Origin of the sequence: Oceanihabitans sediminis, from assembly GCF_003337215.1 — a bacterium.
GTDB classification, from domain to species: Bacteria; Bacteroidota; Bacteroidia; order Flavobacteriales; family Flavobacteriaceae; genus Oceanihabitans; species Oceanihabitans sediminis.
The window spans coordinates 24658-49404 of record NZ_QPIG01000001.1; the positions used below are offsets into that span (position 1 = coordinate 24658).

Below are 24747 nucleotides of genomic sequence, written 5' to 3' on the forward strand. Positions count from 1 at the left end.
TTATTCTAATTTACATTATATTTGTCCTATTACATTTAGGTATAAGAAAAAACATGAAGAAAATTATTCCAATAGAAGAAGGAGATTACTACCTAACACCAGAAGGTTATAAATGCTTCACAGAGCAATATCACTTAAAAAGGGGCTATTGTTGCGAAAGCGGTTGCAGACATTGTCCTTACGGTTATAATAAAAAAACGAACTCTAGAAAATAGATAATAATATCACATTCCGAAAAATTAACGGAAAAACAAACCACTAAAAAATGACATTTAAAGAGCAAATATTAGAAGGAATTCCAGATAATTTACCAAAAGCAAAAGCGTACGATGCATCTATAAACCATGCACCAAAACGCAAAGAAATATTATCTGCGGAAGAAAAAAAATTAGCCCTTAGAAATGCATTGCGCTATTTCGACAAAAAACACCATGCAGAATTACTTCCAGAGTTTAAAAACGAATTAGAAACCTACGGAAGAATCTACATGTATCGTCTACGTCCAGATTATAAAATGTACGCTAGACCGATAGAGGAATATCCTGCAAAATCTAAACAGGCAGCAGCAATCATGCTAATGATTCAAAACAATTTAGATTATGCTGTTGCGCAACATCCACATGAGCTTATCACCTACGGAGGGAATGGTGGTGTTTTTTCAAACTGGGCACAGTACCGACTTACCATGAAGTACCTAGCAGAAATGAATGATGAGCAAACCCTAGTTATGTACTCTGGTCACCCAATGGGGCTATTCCCTAGTCATAAAGACGCTCCAAGAGTTGTTGTTACCAACGGAATGATGATACCTAATTATTCTAAGCCTGATGACTGGGAAAAATTTAATGCATTAGGAGTTACACAATACGGACAAATGACGGCAGGTAGTTATATGTATATTGGTCCGCAAGGAATTGTTCACGGTACTACTATTACCGTTTTAAACGGATTTAGAAAAATTAAAAAAGAACCAAAAGGAAACCTTTTTGTAACCTCAGGATTAGGAGGAATGTCTGGAGCACAACCAAAAGCTGGTAATATAGCAGGTTGTATTACCGTTTGCGCAGAGGTAAATCCGAAAATAACGCAGGTACGATTTGATCAAGGATGGATTGACGAAAAAATCACAGACTTAGACGAACTAGTTGCGAGAGTAAATAAAGCTAAAGAAGAAAAAGAAACCATCTCTATCGCTTATTTAGGAAACGTAGTGGATGTTTGGGAAAAATTTGATCAAGAAAACATTCATATCGATTTAGGAAGTGACCAAACTTCACTTCACAATCCATGGGCTGGAGGATACTATCCTGTTGGAATTTCTTTTGAAGAAGCAAACGAAATGATGGCTAACAATCCGAAACTATTTAAAGAAAAAGTTCAGGAAACCTTACGTCGTCACGCAGCAGCAATCAATAAACACACTGCAAAAGGAACCTACTTCTTTGATTACGGAAACGCATTCCTATTAGAAGCTTCTAGAGCTGGTGCAGATATCATGGCAGAAAATGGTATTGACTTTAAATACCCTAGTTATGTACAAGATATTATGGGACCAATGTGTTTCGATTATGGTTTCGGACCTTTCCGTTGGGTATGTGCTAGTGGAAAACCAGAAGACTTAGAAAAAACAGATGCTATTGCTTGTAAGGTTTTAGAAGAAATTAAGAAGAACTCTCCAGAAGAGATTCAACAACAAATGGCGGATAATATTCAGTGGATTAAAGGAGCGCAAGAAAACAAACTAGTAGTTGGTTCTCAAGCTAGAATCTTATATGCAGATGCCGAGGGACGTATGAAAATAGCACAAGCATTTAATGATGCTATTGCAAAAGGAGAAATTGGCTATGTGGTTTTAGGACGTGACCACCATGATGTTTCAGGAACAGACTCTCCTTATAGAGAGACTAGTAATATCTATGACGGATCTCGATTTACAGCAGATATGGCGATACATAATGTTATTGGAGATAGTTTTAGAGGTGCTACCTGGGTAAGCATTCACAATGGTGGAGGCGTTGGCTGGGGAGAAGTAATTAACGGCGGATTTGGTATGGTTCTTGATGGTAGTATAGAAGCATCTAAACGACTAAATGCCATGCTGTTCTGGGATGTAAACAACGGAATTTCAAGAAGAAGTTGGGCTAGAAATCCAGGAGCAGAATTTGCAATTAAACGTGCTATGGAGGTAGAACCTAATTTAAAAGTTACACTTCCTAATCATGTAGACGATGCTTTACTGAATTAGAAATTAAAACTTGCAACTATGAGACATCTATTATCCATTACGACTTTATTACTTTTATTAGTAATTACCACTTCGTGTAGCTCTGTAAGAGTTGCATCCGATTACGATAAACAAGCAGATTTTAATAATTATAAAACCTTTGCTTTTTATAAAACTGGCATTGATAAAGCTGAAATTAATGATATTGATAAGCGTAGAATATTACGTGCTATAGAAGCTGAATTAACCGCTAAAGGTTTCACTAAATCTGAAAAACCAGATTTACTAGTAAGTATTTTTACAAAATCTAGAGAAGAAGTAAATGTATATAATAATGGTTACGGACCTTACGGTTATGGTTGGGGCTGGAGACCTTACTATTGGAACAATAGTACTGTTACAAGAAATACAGAAGGGGTTTTATATATAGACCTAATAGATGCTTCTAAGAAAGAATTAGTTTGGCAAGGACAAGGAACTGGTTACCTTTCTCAAAACAAGAAGGAAGAACGAATTCAAGAGTTTGTAACTAAGATATTAGAAAAATATCCTCCGGGAGCAAAAAAGTAAAAACAAAAAAAAGCCACTCAAACGAGTGGCTTTTTTATTATATATAAACTAAAATTACTTAGAATATTCGTTTAATAACTCTAAATGCGCTGCATATTGCTCTGCATTTAAAACAGCTTTTAATTTAGCGTTTGTAGATTCAACTAAAGATGCTTTTACTTTTTTAACATCTTCAATACTTGTGTTTCCTCTTAAACCCTTTAAATTTTGATGGTAATCCACTAAAATATAAAAAGTTTCCGCTTGTTGATCTCCTGTAAGTGTTGCTGCTTGGTGTATTGCATGCGTTTGCATTTTTGCTACTTGCTCTGGTGACTGTTGTCTAGAATCCTGTGCCTGTGTTTGTTGTAAACCAATAAAGAAAACTGCTATAAAGCTTAAAAGTGTAAAGTACTTTTTCATATTTATTTAATATTTATAATATTTGAATTTTAAGTGTTCAATATACAAAATAATTTGAAACCTAAAATAGATTTAATTAATAGCTTAAAAGTTTTTCAATTTGAACTTTTACCTTTTCTGTAGAAGGAATCATCGTTTCTTCTAAGATACTATTTAAAGGAATTGCAGGCATATTCTCACTTCCAATGGTCATTACTGGTGCATCTAAATATCTAAAGCACTCTTCTTGTATTTTTCCAGCTAAAGCTCTTGCAAAACTATTGTTTGAAGGTTCTTCTGTTACTACTAAGCACTTACCTGTTTTCTTTACAGATTTCATAACGGTATCTTCATCTAAAGGATAAAGTGTTCGTAAGTCAATTACTTCTATTTGATCTTTCAATCCTAATTCTTCACTTGCATTCATTGCCCAATGCACTCCCATTCCGTAGGTAACTATCGTTAGTGTTTCTACATCATCTTGTTTCCAAATTTCTTGTAACAACCATGCTTTTCCAAATGGCAATACATAATCTTCACTAGGCTCGACCGATGTTGCTCCTTGTGTTCCTGGAACCTTAGACCAATACAATCCTTTATGCTCTAAGATAACCACCGGGTTTGGATCGTAATAAGCAGCTTTCATTAAGCCTTTTAAGTCTGCACCATTACTTGGATAAGCAATTTTAATACCGCGAATATTAGTAATAACACTTTCTACTGAAGAAGAATGGTAAGGACCACCACTTCCATAAGCACCAATTGGCACACGTAGAATCATGCTTACTGGCCATTTACCATTAGATAAATAGCAACTTCTACTTACTTCGGTAAATAACTGATTTAATCCTGGCCAAATATAATCGGCAAACTGTACCTCAACAATTGGCTTTAATCCAACTGCTGACATTCCCACAGTAGAACCAACTATAAAAGCTTCTTGAATGGCTGTATTAAATACACGATCGTCACCAAATTTCTGTGCTAAGGTTGCTGCTTCTCTAAACACACCACCTAATCGCCCTCCAACATCTTGACCATATAATAAACACTCTTTGTGTTTTCTCATTAATTCCTCTACCGCAAATAAAGCACAGTCAACCATCACAACTTTATCTGCTCCTTTTGGTGAACGCTCTCCTTTTTCTTCTGTAATTGGAGTTGGTGCAAAATCGTTTGTAAATAAATCTTCTGGCTTTGGATCTTCGGCAAATAAGGCTTTATCGTAATCTGCCTGAACTTTTTCTTTAGCCTCTGCCTCTATTCTATCAATATCTTTTTGCGTGAATCCGTTATCTAACAATTGTTGCTTAATAACAGGATACGGGTCTCTAGTTTTTGCTTCTTCTAAATCATCTCGATACCACTCCATGCGCACTCCAGAAGTATGGTGATTTAATAAAGGAACCTTAGCATGTACTAAAAATGGACGGCGTTCTGTACGAATAGTTTCTATCACTTTTTCTAAGGCTTGGTAACTTTCTGTAAAGTTTGCTCCGTCGATAGTAATTGCATCTAATCCTTTAAAACCTTTGGAGTATTCATAAGCGTCTTGAGCACGAGTTTCTGCTGCATTCGCTGAAATATCCCAACCATTATCTTGTACTAAATACAAAATAGGCATTTGTTTTAAAGCTGCCATTTGGAAGGCCTCAGCAATTTCTCCTTCGGTAACAGACGCATCACCTAAAGAACACACTGTAATAGGATTTAAAGCTTTTTCATTTTCTGCATGAACCACATGTGGATTCTGTAAGCCTTGTTGCTCTATATATTTCATTCCCATAGCAACACCTGTTGCTGGAATGGCTTGCATACCGGTTGCTGAAGATTGATGTGGAATCTTAGGCTTATCGGCATCGTTTAAACTTGGATGCGAATAATAGGTTCTTCCTCCTGAAAAAGGATCTTCTTTTTTTGCTAATAATTGTAACATTAAATCATAAGGTGTTAAACCGAACGATAATAACATAGCATCATCTCTATAATATGGAAAAGCATAATCTTGAGGCAACAATTGCATACCTAAAGCAATTTGAATTGCTTCATGGCCACGAGAGGTTGCATGCACATATTTTGAAACGTGTTTAAAATTTGCTTCATACAATTCTGTCATTGCTTTTGCTGTGCATAGATTTAAAAATCCTTTTTCTAAAATTTCCTTTTTCATATTATGATCTATATGCTTGTGTTTTGTTTTTTGTAATTATTAGTATCTATCTTAATGCTGCGTTAGGGATTGAGGCTTTGTTGGAGCTCCTCGCAGAGAGCGACTGCCGAAAGCCCGACCCTTGTGGTAACGCCCAAATTAATTTACTCTTTATCTACTTTGGTCATCCAACCAAATTTATCTTTTAACTGACCAGTTTTAATGGCATTTAGTGTGTCATTTACTTCTAACCCTACAGGGCTTTCATCTGAAACATGAATGGTTTCATCCTCTAGTCCAATTTCTTGGATGTAAGCAATACCTACAGCGGTTCCTGTTCCGAATGCTTCTTCTAGACTTCCGTTTTCTGAAGCTTCTTTAATTTCATCGATCGTGATTTTACGCTCGGTAACTTTAAAATTCATAGAACGCAACATATCGATAACACTTGCTCTAGTGATTCCGTGTAACACAGAACCATCAAGGTTTGGCGTGATAAATTCTCCATTGATTTTGAAGAATATGTTCATAGTACCAACTTCCTGAATATATTTATGTTCTGCTGCGTCTAACCAAAGTACTTGGTCGTAGCCTTTTGCTTTTGCTAATTCGGTTGGAAGTACTGCTGCTGCGTAGTTTCCGGCTGCTTTAGCTTCTCCTGTTCCACCATGAGCGGCACGGATATATTGTTTTTCGGCCCATAATTTAATGCGCTTACTATACAGTGCTTGTGCTGGCGATGCCATGATGATAAACTTGTAATGTGTTGCTGCACGCATCCCAATAAAAGCCTCATCGGCATACATAAAAGGTCTTAAATATAAAGCGCTTCCTTCTGTTGGAGGAATCCAATTATGATCTATAGAAATTAATTTTTTAAGTCCTTCAACAAAAATTTCTTCTGGTAATTCAGGCATTCCCATACGCGTTGCACTTTCGTTTAAACGTTTTGCATTTTGCTCTGGTCTGAATAACATTGGCGTACCATCGGTATCCTTATAAGCTTTCATTCCCTCGAAAATTGCTTGTCCGTAATGCAAAGCCATTGCTGCAGGATGCGTTGGAATTAATCCCATAGGTACTACTCTTGCATCTACCCACTCGCCATTATCATAATCGCAAATGAACATGTGATCTGTAAATGTAGTTCCTAAAGGAATGTTGTTAAAATCTAATTGGTCAACTTTTGATTTTTCTACTTTATCAACTGTAATCTTGTACTTCATATTTTTATTTTTTTCATTTCGAAAAACGAAATAATACTGTATTAATTTTATTGAAATTCTTCGCTAGGACGGGAATAACAATATATTATATTTCTCTGTTTATATCAAATTGCTCAAAGTAATCGGCAACACGACGAACGAAGCTTCCTCCTAAAAATCCATCGACTACCCTGTGGTCAAAAGATAAGGATAAATACATCATGCTACGAATAGCAATTTCGTCTCCTTTTTCGGTTTCAATAACTTCTGCACGTTTCTTTATAATTCCTAAAGCTAAAATAGCAACTTCTGGTTGGTTGATAATTGGTGTTCCCATAACAGACCCGAATGTACCAACATTAGAAATGGTAAATGTGCTTCCTTTAATATCATCTCCAGCCAACTTGTTTTCTCTGGCTTTTCCTGCAAGTTCATTTACATTAGAAGCTAGGGTTTTTAAATCCTTAGTATCAGCATTTTTTACCACTGGAACAATTAAGTTTCCACTAGGAAGTGCTGTTGCCATACCAATATTAACATCCTCTTTCACAATGATGCTATTACCATCTACCGAAGCATTTATATTTGGAAAATCTTTTACTGCTTTCGCTACAGCCTCCACAAACAATGGTGTAAATGTTAATCGTTCACCATATTTTTCTTGGAATGCTACTTTATTAGCATTTCTCCAATTTACCATATTCGTTAAATCGGCTTCCACATAAGCAGTTACGTGAGGCGATGTGTGTTTTGAATACACCATATGATCGGCAATCATTTGACGCATTCTATCCATCTCGATGATTTTACCTTTGCCTTTATCGAAATTTAATTGCGGAATTCGGTATGCTGTTGGATCTTGCGTGATAGGTTGCGCATATTTATAGGGTCTACCTTCTTCGATATATTGAAAAATATCGCTTTTACGTAGTCTATCATCCTTTCCTGTTGCAGGAATACGTGCTAATTCTTCAAAGCTAATATGATGTTCTTTCGCTATTTTAATTACTAAAGGCGAAAAGAACGTATTAGTATTAGCTGTTGAAAAAGCTCCTGTTGCAACCTGTGTTTGTTGTACTACTTTTGGCTTTTTGGTTTGCTTTTTTGTCTTAGAAGGTTTTTTGTCTTCTGAAGCTGCTGAAGCTACCTCTTTATTTGTAGTTGCTACTTTTTCTGAAAATTCTAAAGTTGCGATTACCGTTCCTACCGGCACAACATCTTTAGCTTGAAAAAGGATTTTAGTTAATTTCCCTGATGCTGGAGCCGGAACTTCATTATCAACTTTATCCGTTGCTACCTCAAGAATTATATCTCCTTCATTAAAACTATCACCTTCTTCTACTAACCAATTAATGATTGTCCCTTCAGTAATACTTTCGCCCATTTTAGGCATTTTCAATTCAAATTTTTCCAAGCTTAAAAAGTGTTTTATTAAAGAAATAAAAGTACTAAATTTTGCGCTTTCCAAAGCCTAAAACCCATAGTATTTAACTTACATAGAATATAATTCTTTTAAAAGACATTATTTTAGCTAAAAATTCTTTTTAGACCTATATTTGTAGAGTTAAAAAAATAATTTTCCTATGCATTATAGCCTTGATAAAATAGACCGACAGATCTTAACTTTACTGCAACAAAACAGTAATCGAACAACAAAAAGCATCGCTACTGAGTTGGGAATGACCACAACCCCCATCTTTGAGCGCATTAAAAAATTAGAAAAAGAGGGTTACATTAATAAATATGTTGCTGTTTTAAACAATAAAAAAATAGGGTTAAAACAGACTGTTTTTATCGGAATTACCTTGCAAGGGCATACAAGAAGTTTTTTAGAGAAGTTTGTTACTCAAATAAATAGCTTTCCAGAAGTTATTGAATGCCATCGTGTTAGTGGTAATTTTGATTATTTATTAAAGTTAGTCGTTGAAGATATTGAGGCCTACGAAACGTTTATTATATCGAAACTAACTTTGCTTCCTTACTTAGGGAATGTACAAAGTTTAATTGCTTTATCAACCAGCAAAGAAACCAATGAGATTGATTTGGGTAGAATTATCTGAATATAAAAAAGCCTAAGTCGATACTTAGGCTTTTTTCGTACTTCTTAAGAGGTCTTATGAGTTTCTTAAATCGACAATACGGTTTAGTTTTCCTCCTTCACTTTTAGGAATGGAATCACAACAACATAAAGTCACCTGCATACTTAAACCAACTTTATCTCTAATATTCTTTTTTAATTGATTTGTCATTTCCATTAAAGCTGAATTCTTTACAATGTCATCTTTAACAAATCCGTTGCCTAAACCTATTTTCTCTTGGAAATCAGTACTTGTTTCCACCTTTACTTCTACTTGATCTGTAAGCCCTTGTTTTGTTACCACCAACTGATAATTTGGTGCTAGTTCGGTATATTCTGTAAAGATTTCTTCAATTTGGGTATGGAATAAATTCACACCTCGAATGATTAACATATCATCGGCACGACCTTTTAATTTACCCATTTTTATGTGAGTTCTAGAGGTGCTATGATCGTACGACAGACTACAAATATCGTTTGTCCAATATCTAAGAAATGGCATCGCTTCTTTAGAAAGTGTCGTAAACACAAGCACGCCTTCCTCTCCGTAAGGAAGAGGTTCTCCCGTATCTTTATCTACAATTTCTGGAAAGAAATGATCTTCCCAAACATAACTTCCTGTTCCTTGTTCATCCCAAGCTTCTTGCGAAACTCCAGGTCCGATTATTTCACTTAGACCGTAAATATTAGTTGCTTTTACACCTAACGACGATTCTATATCTGTTCTTATCGCTTCTGTCCATGGTTCGGCACCAAGAATAGCATATTTTAAGTTGATATCTGATTTACTCAAGTTTCGCTTTTCCAATTCACTTGCAATGGTTTGCGCATAAGACGGTGTACAACAAATAACTTCCGGTTTAAAATCTTGTAATAGGGTAATTTGCCTATCGGTCATCCCCACAGAAACAGGAACCACAGACATCCCTAATTGTTCTGCTCCATAATGAATTCCTATACCTCCGGTAAATAATCCGTAACCATAACTGTTGTGCATTTTCATTCCTGGTTTGGCACCTCCTGCAGCCAATGACCTCGCCACCACTTCAGAAAAAATATTTAAGTCTTTCTTGGTATATGCTACTACGGTAGGTTTCCCTGTAGTACCACTAGAGCAATGAATTCTCGCTAGCTGAGTTTCGGGCACTGTTAAAAACCCAAAGGGATATCGATCTCTTAAATCTGTTTTTTTGGTAAATGGTAATTTATGAATATCATCAATTGATTTTATCGATGACACATCGATACCAGATTTATCAAATAGATCTTTATAAAATGGCACTGTTTTATATACGCGATTTACAAGGTTTACCAAGCGTTCGCTTTGCAGCTTCCTAAGTTTTACAAGTGGAAGCGTTTCTATTTCTTTATTATACATGATGAGATGTCTTAATTATTCTTTCTAAAATCTTGTAGCGTTTTATAAAAATCCTCTTGCTTGGGTAAGTCTTTTGGAACTTCTCTTAAAGGTTCTACAGCCTCTAGGGTCTCGTGACAGTCGGCAGGTAATTGCTGATATAACTTGGTACCTGCAGTTTTCCAAGAAATCATATCATCACTCACCTCTTTTACTACTTTCGCTGGATTGCCGACTACTAAACTACGCCTTGGAATTTTTGTTTCTGCTTTTACAAAGGCCATAGCTCCTACAATGCATTCATCTCCTATTTCGGCATCATCCATAATAACAGAATTCATTCCGATAAGGCAATTTCTACCTAAGTTAGCCCCATGAATTATAGCACCGTGCCCCACATGAGCACTTTCTTTTAAGACAATAGATTTCCCTGGAAACATATGGACTGTACAGTTTTCTTGTACATTCACTCCGTCTTCCAAGATAATTTGTCCCCAATCACCACGAATGGTAGCGCCTGGTCCGATGTAACAGTTCTTTCCAATAATGACATTGCCAGTAACTGCGGCTAAGGGATGTACAAAACTACTTTCATGTACAACAGGTGTGTAGCCTTTGAATTTGTAAATCATGTTTAAGTGATAAGCTGAAAGCTATGAGCTTTGAGCTTGATTAATTTTTAATATTTAGTTTTCTTCTTAACGAAGATATCATTTTTCCTTTTTCAGTCAATAATGCACGATTTGATTCATATTGCTCTTTAGAAATATACTTTCTCAAATATGCTTTTGTATTCCAAGTCACACATTCATGACTGCTATCCCAAGCCATTTTAAGATATCTATTAAAATTGGCATCCGTACTAGCAGAACCTTCAGAAATATTAGCAGCTATTGAGTCTGCGGCTCTAGAAAACTGAGAGGTTAATCTAAAGGTTTCTTTATGTGGAAAGGTTTCAACCAATTCATTAATAATCTCACCAAAAGCGATTGCTTTCTGATATACAATTAAATTCTCAAAACTAAAATGATAGTTACTTTCAAATTTCATAATGCTAAATCATATTAAGTATAGTTCTCAAAATCCAACTCATAGCTAAAGGCTCAAGACTCAAGGCTATTTATAGGTCTTTAATTTTTCTTTTGTGAATTCTGAAAGCACTAAAGTTCCACTAGTTGCAGCACGTTCTGCTAACAGCGTATCCCAATCTTCCGTTCCTTTCCAGAAAATCGCTTTCATTTCTTTAATCGCTTCTGGATTGTAGGTACATAAGTGCTCCGCTGTTGCTTTTACAGCCTCGTCTAAAGCTTCTGTAGAATCGTAAACTTGTGTATAAAGTCCTTTTTGTTGTGCCCAGTCTGCAGGGTAAAATGAGTTGGCATCAATTGCGATTTGCGACATGGCGCTTAATCCCATTTTACGCTCTATAGCTGGTCCGACTACGAATGGTCCGATACCAATATTTAATTCACTTAATTTTATGGCAGCAAATTTCGATGCCATACAATAATCGGTTGATGCTGCTAAACCAACACCACCTCCTACGGTTTTACCTTGCACTCGACCGATAATAAATTTCGGACATTTGCGCATGGCATTAATAACATTTGCAAACCCAGAAAAGAAAACCTTTCCTGTTTCTGCATCGTTGATGTTAATTAATTCATTAAAACTTGCTCCGGCACAGAAGGTTCTATCGCCTCCACTCTTAAGAACAATCACTTTGATGTCATCGTTAGTTCCTGCATCGGTAATTGTTTGTGCTAATTTTGCTAAAATATCTCCCGGTAGAGAGTTGTGTGCAGGATGAAAAAATTCTATATATCCTACTTCGTTTTGTATGTCTAGTTTAACATAAGGTTGACTCATCTTAATATATTTTTTGTCTTTCCTGCGAAAGCAGGAGTCCATTTTATGATTATTACTTTTTCTTTAAAGATTCCTGTATACGCAGGAATGACAGACTAAATTAATCCGAATTGCTGGAAATGGTGGTTTAAATGTTTACGCTCTAATAAATACCACTCGTATCTATTTAAATCTCCAAAAACCATATTTGTTAAAACGGCATCTGGATTTTCTTTATAGAAGGCAACATAAGCCTCTCTTGCTTCAAAGAATTTTGCCTTTGCTGTTTCGAAATCTGGATGTTTTAAATCTTCTAACTCTTCTTTTTTATACGTTGGGAAACTCGTTCCTTTTGGGAATTTCTCGTAGTTGTATAATGAATTATGAACTTTCTCAACGATTTTTTCCGGAGTGACACATTCGGTTACTTTAATTTCTCCTGAAGCTAATCTGTAACCTTCTTCAAGGTGTTCTAAAAGATGCTGAGGCGTTAGAATTCCCCATTTCGGTTTAGAATCTTCTTTTAATTTTGAAAGGCATTCTTTGATTTTATCTTCGGTCATTTCAACAAAAACCTCTTGCTTTTTCTCAACCATCGTTAAGATCGTTGCAAAGGCTACCATTTCGTCGGTTAAGGCATCAAAAACCTCAACATACCATTTTACGATTCCGCTTGGGTGTTCTGCTGAAGCCACATCACGATCAATTTTTTGCTTACAAGTTAAACGCACATAGATCGTGTCGTTGTGGTATAGCGGACGAAGGAATCTACATTCTTCCAATCCGTAGTTTGCTGCTACAGGCCCTTTATTAGGATAAACAAATAAACCGGCTGCTGCTGCTATAATGAAATAGCCGTGTGCTGTTCTTTTTTCAAAAATACTACCGTCTAAAGAGGTGGTATCGGTATGTGCATAGAAATGATCCCAAGTAAGATTCGCGAAGTTGATAATATCAGAATCTGTTAATGTACGGTTATGCGTTTTAAGCGACATACCCGCTTTGATATCTTCCCAGTGGTATTTAAATGGATGCTGTTCTGCTTCCTTATACTCGGCATTTTGCTGATAAATACCTGTAATTTCTGTTAATGTGGTTGGTGAACCTTGAATGGCTGTACGTTGTAAATAGTGTTTTATACCACGCATTCCACCCATTTCTTCTCCTCCACCAGCACGTCCTGGACCACCGTGAACTAAGTTTGGTAATGGTGAACCATGGCCTGTACTTTCTTTAGCCATATCACGGTTTATCACTAAAATTCGTCCGTGGTGACTTGCCGCATTAACCACATAGTCCTTAGCTACTTTATTATCGTAAGTGGCGATAGAAGATACTAACGATCCTTTACCCATTTGCGCTAATGTAATGGCTTCATCCAAGTTTTTATATGGCATTATAGTACTTACTGGTCCGAAAGCTTCGGTTTCGTGTACTGCTAAATTTGTAAACGGATGATCTTCACGAAGTAAAATCGGACTTAAGAATGCGCCTTTTTTAGCATCGGCACCAATCGTCTCAATCTTATCTAAATCACCATAAACAATACTTGCTGTTTTAGATAATTCTTGAACACGCTCTCTCACTTCGGTTACTTGGTCTTTACTCACCAAAGCTCCCATGCGCACCTCTTTTAATCTCGGGTCACCAATAGTTACTTTAGACAAGGCTTTACCTAGGGCAATTTGAACATCTTCAACCAAATTTTGCGGTACAATTATTCTACGGATAGCCGTACATTTTTGTCCACATTTCACAGTCATTTCATTTCTAACCTCTTTAATAAACAGGTCGAATTCTGGCGTTCCAGGAATAGCATCTTCACCTAAAACGGATGCGTTTAATGAATCGGCTTCCATATTAAATGGCACAGACTCGTCGATAATTCGCTTATGAGATTTTAATAAACGTCCTGTTGTTGCCGAACCGGTGAAGGTCACGACATCTTGAGATTCTACGGTATCTAAAATCGTTCTTGCCGAACCGGTAATAAGTTGCAGTGCGCCTTCTGGTAAAATTCCAGAAGCTATAATTTCACGAACAACAGCTTCGGTTAGAAACGAGGTGTTTGTTGCTGGTTTTACTACAGCAGGCACACCGGCCATCCAGTTCGTAGCACATTTTTCTAACATTCCCCAAACCGGGAAGTTAAAAGCATTAATATGAACAGCAACTCCTTTTTTAGGCACCATAATATGATGTGCCATAAAGCGACCACCACGAGACAAATCGATAGCATCACCTTCTACGTGATACGACTGATTTGGAAATAATTTACGTAGCGATGCATTGGCAAATAGGTTTCCGAAACCACCTTCAATATCTATCCAGCTATCTACTTTTGTTGCCCCTGTTCTATAACTTACTTCGTAAAAAGCGGCTTTCTTTTTCATAAGGTAAAGCGCCAGACTTTTTAGCATATTTCCACGTTCTTGAAACGTCATTTTACGTAGTTTCTCACCACCTTTTGTTCTTCCGTAGTGAAGAATTTCGCCAAAATCTAGACCTTGCGTATCCGATAAGGCAACTACTTCTCCTGTAATAGCGTCGAACATTGGAACACCTTCACCTGTACCTTCTGTCCATTTTCCGTTGACGTAATTTTGTATTTTTTTCATAATATTGCCCACGACAGTGGGTGTTTTTTAAATTTGAAATTGAAGCTAAAATTGAAGCTGAATGTGCTCCGAGTTCAATTTCATTTTCATTTTACTTTTTTATTCTTCATCTATTTTTGAGACCTAACAGGTTTAAAAAACCTGTTAGACTTTATTCCGTCCGACTGCGTTTGCGTTAGCAATTGAAGCGGCATCCTTTTTTGCCATTAAAAGCAAAAAAGATATAGCGGAAAGTGCGACCCTTGTGGTAACGCCCAAATACTACAGATTTACGTTTTCGATAACCGCTGCATAACCTTGACCAACGCCAATACACATGGTTACTAAAGCATAACGTTTTTTCTGCTCGTTCAATTCTAGAGCTGCAGAATACGTGGTTCTCGCACCGGTAACACCTAGTGGGTGACCAATGGCGATAGCACCTCCATTAGGATTTAACCTCGGGTCGTTGTCTTTTAATCCCCACGCACGCGTACACGCTAAAGCTTGAGCAGCAAAGGCCTCGTTAAGTTCGATAACATCCATATCGTCCATTGTTAAACCTGCTTTTTCTAGTGCTTTATTAGACGCTTCTACAGGACCAATACCCATAATTCTTGGCTCGACACCGACCACAGCAGAACTTACGATTCTTGCTAGCGGTTTAAGGTTATATTTTTTTACGGCAACTCCAGAAGCAATGATTGTTGCTGCTGCACCATCGTTTAATCCTGAAGAGTTTCCTGCTGTTACACTTCCGCCTTCTTTTTTAAACGCTGGACGTAATTTTGCCAGTACCTCTAAAGAACTCGTTGGTTTTACGAATTCATCTTTTGAAAATTGAATCGGGTCTTTTTTACGCTGTGGAATTTCTACGGTAACAATCTCCTTTGCCAGTCTTCCGTTTTCTTGTGCTTTGGTTGCTTTTTGCTGGCTCCAAAGTGCGAACTTATCTTGGTCTTCTCTTGAGATATTATATTTCTCTACTAGGTTTTCGGCAGTGTTCCCCATACCGTCTGTCCCGTACATCTCGTTCATTTTCGGGTTTACAAAACGCCATCCGAAACTAGAGTCGTACATTTTAGAATCGTTTCCAAAAGCACTAGAAGGTTTAGCGATAACGTATGGCCCGCGGGTCATATTTTCTACACCACCAGAAATAAACAAGTCGCCATCTCCAGCTTTGATTGCTCTATTAGCGTGAATGATTGCTGATAACCCTGAACTACATAATCGGTTCACCGTTTCTCCTGGAACCGTAAAAGGAAGGCCTGCTAAAAGCGCTGACATTCTCGCTACGTTACGATTGTCTTCTCCTGCTTGGTTAGCGCAACCCATAATCACATCCTCGTAAGCATCACTTGGTATGTTTGGATTACGTTTTACAATTTCTTTGATTACAATAGCTCCTAAATCGTCTGTTCGTACAGCAGATAAAGTACCTTTGTAATTTCCTATTGGTGTTCTAATTCCGTCTATTATATAAGCTTCTTTCATAATCTTTTATTCTTCTCAGCAGCTGAGCGTTTTAATATTATAATTTTTTATTTTGGATTCCGTAGCCCGTACGAAATACCAATGGTATACATCTAAAATTTAATTCAGAATAGCAGAAAAGGTATCACCTTGTCTCATATCCCCTGTTTTAAAGCCTTTCATAAACCACTCCATACGTTGCTCTGAAGTCCCATGAGTAAAGCTATCTGGAGAAACCGTTCCTCTTGTACGCTTTTGAATGGCATCATCTCCAACTGCATTAGCTGCACTTAGAGCTTCTTCGATATCTCCTTCTTGTAAATATTTTCTATTGTGATGCGCCCAAACACCTGCATAGAAATCGGCCTGCAACTCCTGAGCTACAGAAAGTCTATTGGCCTTCGCTTTATTAGATTGCGATTGCAATTGACGTACTTTGTTGGACGTTCCTAATATGGTTTGAATATGGTGACCAATCTCATGTGCTGTAACATAAGCGATAGCAAAGTCGCCTCCCTTAGCACCGAAACGTGATTTGAGTTCGTTGAAAAAGACTAAATCCATATACACTTTTTGATCTCCTGGGCAATAAAATGGTCCGGAAGCGGAACTTGCGCTTCCACAAGCCGTATTCACAGCGTCACTGAACAATACCATTTTAGGTTCTTTGTATTCCCCTAAATTATATTCTCTAAAAAGTTGAGTCCATATATCTTCTGTATCTGCCAATACGGTAGCCATAAAATCACCCATAAGTTGTTCTTCTTGGGTTAATTCTCTTTGCTCTACCTGCTGAACCGTTTGACTATTACCTACTTGTTCTATAATTGGAGCTATTTGCTTTCCTGTTTCACCACCAAAAAGCTGTAAGAGAATCACAACAACGGCGACCAAACCACCACCTGCTGCAATTTTACCTTTAGCCCCCATACCACGACGGTCTTCTAAGTTTCCACTTTTTCTTCTACCTTGCCATTTCATATATTAATAGTTTTATGGTTTATTCCCAGTCTTTTTGCGTTCTATAAGCAACCCCTTTAAAAAGAGCTACTAATTCGTCTCCACGTTTTACTTCAATAATATTAAAGCCCAATCTGTTTTTTACATTTTCAATTACGGATTCGGCCACTAAATAATCCCCTTCGTTTAAGGCTTCGATATGATTGATACTCGTTTCGATAGAAACGGCATATTTACCATGGGTATTCGCTGCAAAACCGAAGGCGGTATCTGCTAATGAATAACTGATACCACCATGGGCTTTCTCCATACTATTAAGCATTTCCTTTCTAACGGTCATCCCTACTTTGCAACGTCCTAATTCACATTCTAGAATTTCAATTCCTAGCCATTGACTATAGGCGTCTTGGCTGAGCATTTTGTGTGGGATTTGAGCTGGATTTAAAGGCATTAGTTATTAGGGATTAGGGATTAGTTCGTTCTAAAATTTTTCTTCTTAATGAAGATAGCATTTTTGTTAATTCTGAAATTAATTTTCTATTCTCTTCATCTTTTTCAAAGCTAATATAAAATCTTCTTTTGGCTTTCGTACTGCAACTCACACACTCATTGGCACTGTAAATAGCATGATTTATATGCTTAACGAATTGTGCATCTGAGCCTGGATATCCTTCAGCAATATTCAATGCTATAGAATCTGCTGCCCTCCTGAATTGTGATGAAAGCCCATACAGTTCATGATTTGGAAAGTCTTTCACTAAAGCATTTACCACTTCACCGAAATCCATAGCTTTTTGATAAACTTGTAAATCTTCGAACTTAAAATGGTAGTTGCTTTTCATACTAATTCCTATTTCCAAATCCCTAATACCTTAAATGTCTATTTAAAAAACGTCATTCCTTTATTATTCATTCGTCTTAACAACGGACTACAACGGTATCTGTCTTCGTGGTATTCGTTATATAAATCGTCTAATTTTGAAACGCACCAATCGATACCTTTTTCATCTGCCCAAGCCAATAGTCCTTTTGGGTAGTTAACCCCTTTAGTCATGGCATTGTCAATATCTTCGGCTGAGGCGATGTTTAAAAACAAGGCATCTGCCGCTTCGTTGATTAGCATCACCAATACTCTATCGAATATTTGATTTGCTAATTCTTTATCTTGTTTTGGTTCTGGTTTTACAGCACCTTCAGAATAATCATAATATCCTTTTCCTGATTTTCTTCCTAGGTAGCCTGCTTCTGAAAAGCGTTTTTGTGTAAAAGATGGCTTATATCTCGGATCGAAATAGAAGGCCGTAAATACGGTTTCGGTAACGGTATAATTCACATCATTTCCAATGAAATCCATGAGTTCGAATGGTCCCATTCTAAAACCACCAACTTGTTTCATTGCATCATCAATCGTTGCAAAGTCAGCTATACCTTCCTCGTAAATTCGTAATGCTTCACCATAAAATGGACGTGCTACTCTATTCACGATAAATCCAGGAGTGTCTTTAGCAACAGCGACTGTTTTTTTCCAATCGCTAATGGTTTGTATGGACTTTTCAAGAACTTCTTTTGAGGTTTGAATTGCAGGAATAACCTCTACCAGCTTCATTAATGGTGCTGGATTAAAAAAGTGAATCCCAACACAACGTTCAGGCTTTTGAAGTGATGAGGCAATGGAAGCGATAGACAAACTAGAGGTGTTGGAAGCGATAATACAATCGTCTGCAACATAAGACTCTAATTCTGAAAATACTTTTTTCTTAATGTCAAGGTTTTCAATAATAGCTTCGATGGTTAGGTTTGAATCTGCTAAACTTTTCAATTCAACGACATAAGAAATATTCGATTGAATTCTGTTTTTTTCTGCAGAATCCATTCTACCTTTCTCGATTAAACGAGATAATATTTTCTCAAGAGACGCCTTAGCTTTATCTAAAGCCGCTTGATTGGTATCGTATAATTTCACTTGGCAACCAGCAGTGGCCGCAACTTGCGCTATGCCACTTCCCATGGTTCCTGAACCTATAATTCCTACGTTCATGTTTTATATTTTTATTGTGGATTCCTATCTGCGTAGGAATAACAAATCTGTTTATTTAATTATATTATCGAATTTAAGTTGCGGGAAGCAACCTTATTCGAACTTTCTTATTTCCCTTTAAACTCAGGTTTTCTTTTTTCAATAAAAGCAGAAACTCCTTCAGCATAATCTTCTGTTTGAGCCGCTTCAATCTGTAATTTAGATTCTAGAGCTAATTGTTGCTCTAAGGTATTTGTCATCGAGCTATTGAATAACTCTTTGATTAAGCCTAAAGCTTTTGTTGGCATATTAGCGAGTTTCAATGCAAGTTTATTTACTTCTTCATCGAAGCTTTCTAAAGGAATCATTTTATAAATCATTCCCATTTTCTCTGCTTCTTCAGCAGAAATCTTATCTCCTAACATAGCTAAGGCTTGCGCTTTTTGAAAACCGATTAATCGCGGTAAGAAGAAGGTTCCTGCACTATCAGGAACTAAACCTATTAAGCTAAAAGCTTGAATGAAGCTCACTTTTTCATGAGCCACTACAATATCACAGGCTAATGCAATATTTGCTCCTGCACCAGCTGCCACACCATTTATAGCGCCTATAATTGGTTTTTTAATTTTTCGGATTCTGGTAATTATAGGATTGTAATGTTCTTCGAGGATTTTTTTGAATCCCGGATTTAACTCCGGACTGGTTACTTCTTTTAAATCTTGACCTGCACAAAATGCTTTTCCGTTTCCGGTTAACACCATGGCTCTAACTTCCGGATTGTTTTCACAGTCGTCTAAAACACTTTGCAAACGCAAAGCCATTTCGCGATTAAAACTATTGAAAACTTCTGGCCTGTTTAGTGTAATGAAGGCGATTTTGTTTTCGATTTTTAATTCGATTGAATTATTGCTCATACCTTATATTTTGTTTGTCATAAAAAAAAGGGATGGTCTTAAAGAAGATTTTCCCTTCGTTTTAAATAACTTTTATTTTAAACATTTAAAATAGTCGAACGGCTCTTGGCAGTCATCACACTGAAATTGTGCTTTACACGCTGTTGAACCAAACTGACTGACTAATCGTGTGTTTTGCGAACCACAATTGGTACACTTCACAAAACGTTTTCCGTGCAGCAATACATCTTTATCGGCTTCCGGCCCAAGAGGTGCTGCAATTCCGTAATCTTCTAATGCTTTTCTACCTCGTGGCGTAATCCAATCGGTGGTCCAAGCTGGGTGCAGAATTAATTCTACTTCAGAATCGTAACCTGCGTGTTTTAAAGCCGCTTTAATATCATCACCAATAACGTCCATTGCAGGACAGCCGCTGTAGGTTGGTGTGATTTGCACTTTAACTGTATTATTTTCGATAACTGCAGAACGTACCACCCCCATATCCATAATAGACAGGACCGGAATTTCAGGATCTGAAACTTGCTCCAAGATTGGAACTAAGATGTCGTCTATATTTTGTTCTGTTGTTGTCATTTGTTGTTGAAATTGAAATTGAAATTGAATTCGGAGTTAAAAATTCACATCTGGCGTTTCAACTTCGTGTTCGATTTCGTTATTCTATTTTCTTTTTATCATGAAATTCTTCGCTTTCGCTCTGAATGACATTTCTGTTTTACCATTCCATATTTGGGTAAGCACGCTGCATGTATTGCAGTTCTGCCAACAAATAGCCCATATGTTCTGTATGAATACCTTTTTTACCTCCTTTTTGGAAGTATTTAGATTCTGGTGTTTCTAAAGTCGCTTCGGTTAAAACTTCGTTTACTTTTTCGTAATAGGCGTCTTTTAGCTTGGTAACATCTACACCTATTCCTTCTGCAACCATAGCTTTATCGGCCTTCGTTTGATGGAATAATTCATCGGTATAGGTCCATAAATCGTTTATAGCTTCTTGTATTTTGGCTTTACTTTCTGCTGTACCATCACCTAAACGCTTCATCCAATCTGAAGTAAATCGCTCATGGTAACGCACTTCTTTAATACATTTTTTCGCAATTGCAGAAAGTGTTAAGTCTTTACTTTTCTCTAATTCTGTAAGGAATAATAAGTGGTATACATCAAAAAGAAAGTGACGTGCTATGGTATAAGCAAAGTCTGTATTTGGTTGTTCTACCAATAAGACATTTACATATTCACGCTCTTGACGAAGCATGGCAATATCATCTTCTGTTCTACCATCACCTGCTAATTTTGATGCATATTGAAAATAGCTACGCACCTGACCGAATAAATCTAATGAGATATTGGTGCACGCGATATCGGTTTCTAAACTTGGACCATGGCCACATAGTTCTCCCATGCGCTGACCAAGGATTAAGCTGTTATCTGCTATTCCAAGTATGTAATTATATAAGTTTTGTTTCATGTTGAAATTGAAATTGAAATTGAAATCGAATTCGAAATCCCTTCAATTTATATTTTTAATTCTTGTGACAATAATTCTAATAAGCTGATCATTTTCATTTTTCAATTTAGCTAAATCAGCTTCAAGTTCAGTTTCACCTTTACATATGCTTCACTTCGTCTGGTAGATCGTAAAACGTTGGGTGACGGTATACTTTATCTTGAGCAGGCTCAAACATTTCGCCATTATGCTCTGGGTTTGATGCTGTAATATTTTTTGATTCTACAACCCAAATACTTACGCCTTCATTTCTTCTTGTATATACATCACGTGCATTTTCTAGAGCCATATCTGCATCTGCAGCGTGAAGACTACCAAAATGTCTGTGTTCTAATCCGTTTTTACTTCTTACGAAGACTTCCCAAAGAGGCCAGTTTTTTGTTGACATATTATTTATATATTAAATTGAAATTGAACTCTCACTTGCCTTTCGAAATGTATTCGATTTGCAGTGTAAGATCATTTTCAAGTTCTTTTTTTAGATTACTTGTTTTTTCTTTCTTTCCTGTGATTTTTCTGCATAAGCCATAGCTGCATCACGAACCCATTCTCCGCGCTCCCATGCTCCTACTCTAGCTTTCATACGTTCTTTGTTACATGGTCCGTGACCTTTAACCACTTGCCAAAACTCGTCCCAGTTAATTTCACCGAAATCGTAGCTTCCGCGTTCTTCGTTCCATTTTAAATCTGGATCTGGAATGGTTAAACCTAAAATATCGGCTTGCGGCACTGTTTGATCTATAAACTGCTGACGCAGATCGTCATTAGATTTTCTTTTCAGTTTCCATTTCATAGATTGTTCTGTGTGAACAGACTCTGCATCTGTAGGTCCAAGCATCATTAATGCTGGCCACCACCAACGGTTTAGGGCATCTTGCGCCATTTCCTTTTGTTCTGGCGTACCATTACTAAGTTTTAGCATGATTTCGAAACCTTGTCTTTGGTGGAAACTTTCTTCTTTACACACACGAATCATCGCTCTTGCATACGGTCCGTAAGAGGTATTACAAAGTGGCACTTGGTTAATAATGGCTGCACCATCTACCAACCAACCAATGGCTCCCATATCTGCCCATGTAATTGTTGGGTAGTTAAAAATGGAAGAGTATTTAGCTTTTCCGGTATGGAGTTGCTCGTACATTTCGTCTCGTGAAATCCCAAGAGTTTCTGTTGCCGAATACAAGTAGAGTCCGTGACCAGCCTCATCTTGTACTTTAGCAAGAAGCGCTACTTTACGTCTTAAAGATGGCGCTCTGGTAATCCAGTTACCTTCTGGAAGCATCCCTACAATTTCGGAATGTGCGTGTTGCGACATTTGACGAATATGTGTTTTACGGTATTTTTCTGGCATCCAGTCTTTAGGTTCGATTTTCTCGTCTCTTGCGATACGTTCTTCGAATTGTTTTTCTAGATTTTTTATTTGTTCTTCACTCATAATAGTAGCTTTTCGCTCTGGGCTCATCGCCTTTCGCTTATTGAACTTATTTTTTATTTTAATTAGAAACCGGACTTGTAAACAATCACTGATTTCTGATTATGCCTTTTGTAGGCTGATTAGTGCGTTAGGGATTGAGGCTTTGTTGGAGCTCCTCGTAGAGAGCGACTGCCGAAAGCCCGACCCTTTAGGGTAACGCCCAAATGTTTATATTAAACGTCGAAATCGACAACAACTTTTTCTGTAGTTGGTACCGCCTGACAGCTAAGCACCAAGTTTTGTGACACCTCTTTATCGTCTAAAGCGTAATTGATTTTCATCTCTACCGCGCCATCCACGACCTTACATTTACAGGTGCTACACACCCCACCTTTACAGGCGAAAGGTAAATCGGCACCAGCACCTAAGGCAGCATCTAAAATATTGTCGTACTCCTTGGTCATGGTGAATGCGAATTCTTTACCGCCATCGACGATAGTGACTTCCACGCCTTCTACATTTTGTTTGGCTAGACGCTCAGCACGTTTGATATCTTCTTCTGATAGTCCGGTAACAAACAGCTCGAAATGCACCAATTCTTTAGGCAGCCCGGCTTTGATTAAATAATCACTTACATAATGTACCATTTTTTCTGGCCCACATAGAAACACTTCGCTAGTGTCTGGAATATCGATGAATGTTTTGGTGAGGACTTGCATTTTTTCATCATCAAAACGTCCGTTAAACAATTCGATATCGCGACGCTCTTTGGTTAAGAAATAATAAATTTCTAATCTTCCGAAATAGGTATTTCTAAGTTGCTCTAATTCTTCCTTAAAGATAATGGATTTTGCTGTCTTATTCACATAAAACAGTTTACAAGTAGAATTTGGCTCGCCTTGTAAATGCGTTTTTATCATAGACAAAACTGGTGTAATACCAGATCCTGCAGCAAAAAACAAATAGTTTTTAGATTTTTCTACGTTGACCTCCACACCGAAAGTTCCGCTAGGTTTCATGACTTCAAGCGTATCATTTGCCTGAAGTTCATTATTTACAAAGCTTGAAAACTTACCGCCAGGAATTAACTTTACAGCTACCCGCCATTGGTTATCTATTGGACTAGAGCATAAGGAATAAGAACGACGAACGTCTTCTCCGTTAATATCTGCTTTTAAGGTTAAGTGTTGACCCTGTCTAAACTTAAATACATCTTGTAAGTCTGAAGGGATATCGAAAGTGATTACCGAAGTATCATCGGTTTCTTTATAAATGTCTGCAACTTTTAGTTTGTAAAATTCTGCCATTCTATCTTTAATTCGTTTTTCTAAATTTAGCCATATTCGGCCTGTAAAAGAAAAAGAAACTGTTATGTTAAACTTAAATCTTCAACTAACACTTGTTAGTCTGATGTCAAATATAATAAAATAATCTTATATTAAGTTAATACTCCTTTTACTAAAATCACATTCAGGTTTTCTGATAGTTCCCTTGGGTTAACATCTTCTTTTTTAGGTATCCATATATAAAGTGAACGTAAGGTTGTAAGCATAGAAAACATCATAACGTCGGGATTTATATTTACAATTTCTCCTTTTTCTATGCCGGTTATTAATATGTTTCTGAAATCGGTTTCGTAATCCTTTTTCAACTTTTGATAGTACATCATTTTTTCCTCTAAATGCATCCAATCGTTATTTAAGGAGGCCATAGCGAAACTATTCTGCCTTGAAATTTCTACATTTAGTTCTATGATTTTTTTTAATTTATCAACACATGAACCATCTGAATCGTGAATTAATCGCATGCCATTCCGAAACTCTTCTGCCAAAGAAATAATGATAGCATTTAAAATATCTTGTTTAGAATTGATATGATTATAAAGACTTGCTGCCTTCATCCCCATTGCCGTTGCCAAGTCACGCATAGTTACTGCGCTATAACCTTTTTCTTTAAATAGCTTAGCTGCAGTATTTATTATTTCTTCTTTTCTAGTTTCTGGTTTCTTCATCAAAATTAAATATGCTTATAAAGAGAGCTTGTAACTCTTGTTA

The 24747-nt window shown here is 36.9% G+C and carries 25 protein-coding genes; 4 read left to right on the forward strand and 21 right to left on the reverse strand.

Features of this window, described 5'->3' with window-relative positions:
* Window positions 1–53 precede the first annotated feature (53 nt).
* The 3 genes from DU428_RS13360 to DU428_RS00100 are packed head-to-tail and all read left to right on the forward strand — an operon-like array spanning window position 54 to window position 2794.
* Window positions 54–215, forward strand: a complete 162-nt coding sequence (locus DU428_RS13360; RefSeq protein WP_165839136.1) for a DUF5522 domain-containing protein — start codon at window positions 54–56, stop codon at window positions 213–215.
* A gap of 50 nt (window positions 216–265) precedes the next feature.
* Window positions 266–2245: a urocanate hydratase gene (locus DU428_RS00095; RefSeq protein ID WP_113965516.1), complete on the forward strand. Its 1980-nt coding sequence runs from the start codon at window positions 266–268 to the stop codon at window positions 2243–2245.
* An 18-nt stretch (window positions 2246–2263) separates the two neighbouring features.
* The gene (locus DU428_RS00100; RefSeq protein ID WP_072348788.1) at window positions 2264–2794 is read left to right on the forward strand and encodes a DUF4136 domain-containing protein; all 531 of its coding nucleotides are present in this window, start codon (window positions 2264–2266) and stop codon (window positions 2792–2794) included.
* A 54-nt stretch (window positions 2795–2848) separates the two neighbouring features.
* Here DU428_RS00100 and DU428_RS00105 read toward each other — a convergent pair whose 3' ends face one another.
* The 4 genes from DU428_RS00105 to DU428_RS00120 form a co-directional block, all read right to left on the reverse strand.
* Window positions 2849–3196 carry a hypothetical protein gene (locus tag DU428_RS00105; protein ID WP_072348786.1) on the reverse strand — a complete coding sequence of 116 codons (348 nt, stop codon included), beginning with the start codon at window positions 3194–3196 and terminating at the stop codon, window positions 2849–2851.
* Window positions 3197–3272: 76 nt separating this feature from the next.
* Window positions 3273–5345, reverse strand: a complete 2073-nt coding sequence (locus DU428_RS00110; RefSeq protein WP_113965517.1) for an alpha-ketoacid dehydrogenase subunit alpha/beta — start codon at window positions 5343–5345, stop codon at window positions 3273–3275.
* Between the two features lie 143 nt (window positions 5346–5488).
* Window positions 5489–6550, reverse strand: a complete 1062-nt coding sequence (locus tag DU428_RS00115) for a branched-chain amino acid aminotransferase (RefSeq protein ID WP_113965518.1) — start codon at window positions 6548–6550, stop codon at window positions 5489–5491.
* Window positions 6551–6635: 85 nt separating this feature from the next.
* Window positions 6636–7913, reverse strand: coding sequence for a dihydrolipoamide acetyltransferase family protein (locus DU428_RS00120; protein WP_243633450.1), 1278 nt, complete (start codon window positions 7911–7913; stop codon window positions 6636–6638).
* A gap of 199 nt (window positions 7914–8112) precedes the next feature.
* On the opposite strand from DU428_RS00120, the gene DU428_RS00125 reads away from it, so the two are divergent.
* The gene (locus tag DU428_RS00125; RefSeq protein WP_113965519.1) at window positions 8113–8589 is read left to right on the forward strand and encodes an Lrp/AsnC family transcriptional regulator; all 477 of its coding nucleotides are present in this window, start codon (window positions 8113–8115) and stop codon (window positions 8587–8589) included.
* Between the two features lie 54 nt (window positions 8590–8643).
* Here DU428_RS00125 and DU428_RS00130 read toward each other — a convergent pair whose 3' ends face one another.
* From DU428_RS00130 to DU428_RS00215, 17 genes are all read right to left on the reverse strand, one after another.
* Complete coding sequence (locus DU428_RS00130; protein ID WP_072348778.1) at window positions 8644–9984, reverse strand: phenylacetate--CoA ligase family protein; 1341 nt, start codon at window positions 9982–9984, stop codon at window positions 8644–8646.
* Between the two features lie 11 nt (window positions 9985–9995).
* A complete protein-coding gene (locus DU428_RS00135; RefSeq protein ID WP_113965520.1) occupies window positions 9996–10595 on the reverse strand; it encodes an acyltransferase in 600 nt (199 codons plus the stop codon).
* Window positions 10596–10635: 40 nt separating this feature from the next.
* Window positions 10636–11013 carry a four helix bundle protein gene (locus tag DU428_RS00140; RefSeq protein ID WP_072348773.1) on the reverse strand — a complete coding sequence of 126 codons (378 nt, stop codon included), beginning with the start codon at window positions 11011–11013 and terminating at the stop codon, window positions 10636–10638.
* A gap of 66 nt (window positions 11014–11079) precedes the next feature.
* Complete coding sequence (locus tag DU428_RS00145) at window positions 11080–11832, reverse strand: enoyl-CoA hydratase/isomerase family protein (RefSeq protein ID WP_072348771.1); 753 nt, start codon at window positions 11830–11832, stop codon at window positions 11080–11082.
* A gap of 95 nt (window positions 11833–11927) precedes the next feature.
* Window positions 11928–14429: a phenylacetic acid degradation bifunctional protein PaaZ gene (gene paaZ, locus DU428_RS00150; protein WP_072348768.1), complete on the reverse strand. Its 2502-nt coding sequence runs from the start codon at window positions 14427–14429 to the stop codon at window positions 11928–11930.
* A 261-nt stretch (window positions 14430–14690) separates the two neighbouring features.
* Complete coding sequence (gene pcaF / locus DU428_RS00155; RefSeq protein ID WP_113965521.1) at window positions 14691–15905, reverse strand: 3-oxoadipyl-CoA thiolase; 1215 nt, start codon at window positions 15903–15905, stop codon at window positions 14691–14693.
* Between the two features lie 99 nt (window positions 15906–16004).
* Window positions 16005–16865 carry a KPN_02809 family neutral zinc metallopeptidase gene (gene ypfJ, locus DU428_RS00160; RefSeq protein ID WP_113965522.1) on the reverse strand — a complete coding sequence of 287 codons (861 nt, stop codon included), beginning with the start codon at window positions 16863–16865 and terminating at the stop codon, window positions 16005–16007.
* 19 nt (window positions 16866–16884) lie between these two features.
* Complete coding sequence (locus DU428_RS00165; RefSeq protein WP_113965523.1) at window positions 16885–17295, reverse strand: hotdog fold thioesterase; 411 nt, start codon at window positions 17293–17295, stop codon at window positions 16885–16887.
* Between the two features lie 13 nt (window positions 17296–17308).
* Window positions 17309–17686, reverse strand: coding sequence for a four helix bundle protein (locus DU428_RS00170; protein ID WP_113965878.1), 378 nt, complete (start codon window positions 17684–17686; stop codon window positions 17309–17311).
* Window positions 17687–17724: 38 nt separating this feature from the next.
* Window positions 17725–18882 (reverse strand): 3-hydroxyacyl-CoA dehydrogenase NAD-binding domain-containing protein, encoded by a 1158-nt coding sequence (locus DU428_RS00175; protein ID WP_072348757.1) that lies wholly within the window; start codon window positions 18880–18882, stop codon window positions 17725–17727.
* Window positions 18883–18989: 107 nt separating this feature from the next.
* Window positions 18990–19775 (reverse strand): enoyl-CoA hydratase-related protein, encoded by a 786-nt coding sequence (locus DU428_RS00180; RefSeq protein WP_072348755.1) that lies wholly within the window; start codon window positions 19773–19775, stop codon window positions 18990–18992.
* 72 nt (window positions 19776–19847) lie between these two features.
* Window positions 19848–20348 carry a 1,2-phenylacetyl-CoA epoxidase subunit PaaD gene (gene paaD / locus DU428_RS00185; protein ID WP_113965524.1) on the reverse strand — a complete coding sequence of 167 codons (501 nt, stop codon included), beginning with the start codon at window positions 20346–20348 and terminating at the stop codon, window positions 19848–19850.
* A 139-nt stretch (window positions 20349–20487) separates the two neighbouring features.
* Window positions 20488–21240 carry a 1,2-phenylacetyl-CoA epoxidase subunit PaaC gene (gene paaC, locus DU428_RS00190; protein WP_110475873.1) on the reverse strand — a complete coding sequence of 251 codons (753 nt, stop codon included), beginning with the start codon at window positions 21238–21240 and terminating at the stop codon, window positions 20488–20490.
* Window positions 21241–21379: 139 nt separating this feature from the next.
* Window positions 21380–21667 (reverse strand): 1,2-phenylacetyl-CoA epoxidase subunit PaaB, encoded by a 288-nt coding sequence (gene paaB, locus DU428_RS00200; protein ID WP_072348749.1) that lies wholly within the window; start codon window positions 21665–21667, stop codon window positions 21380–21382.
* 90 nt (window positions 21668–21757) lie between these two features.
* A complete protein-coding gene (paaA, locus tag DU428_RS00205; RefSeq protein ID WP_229791281.1) occupies window positions 21758–22714 on the reverse strand; it encodes a 1,2-phenylacetyl-CoA epoxidase subunit PaaA in 957 nt (318 codons plus the stop codon).
* A 212-nt stretch (window positions 22715–22926) separates the two neighbouring features.
* Window positions 22927–24000 carry a 2Fe-2S iron-sulfur cluster-binding protein gene (locus DU428_RS00210; RefSeq protein ID WP_072348745.1) on the reverse strand — a complete coding sequence of 358 codons (1074 nt, stop codon included), beginning with the start codon at window positions 23998–24000 and terminating at the stop codon, window positions 22927–22929.
* Window positions 24001–24131: 131 nt separating this feature from the next.
* Entirely contained in the window at window positions 24132–24704 is a 573-nt protein-coding gene (locus tag DU428_RS00215; RefSeq protein ID WP_072348743.1) for a TetR/AcrR family transcriptional regulator, read from the reverse strand.
* Window positions 24705–24747 lie beyond the last annotated feature (43 nt).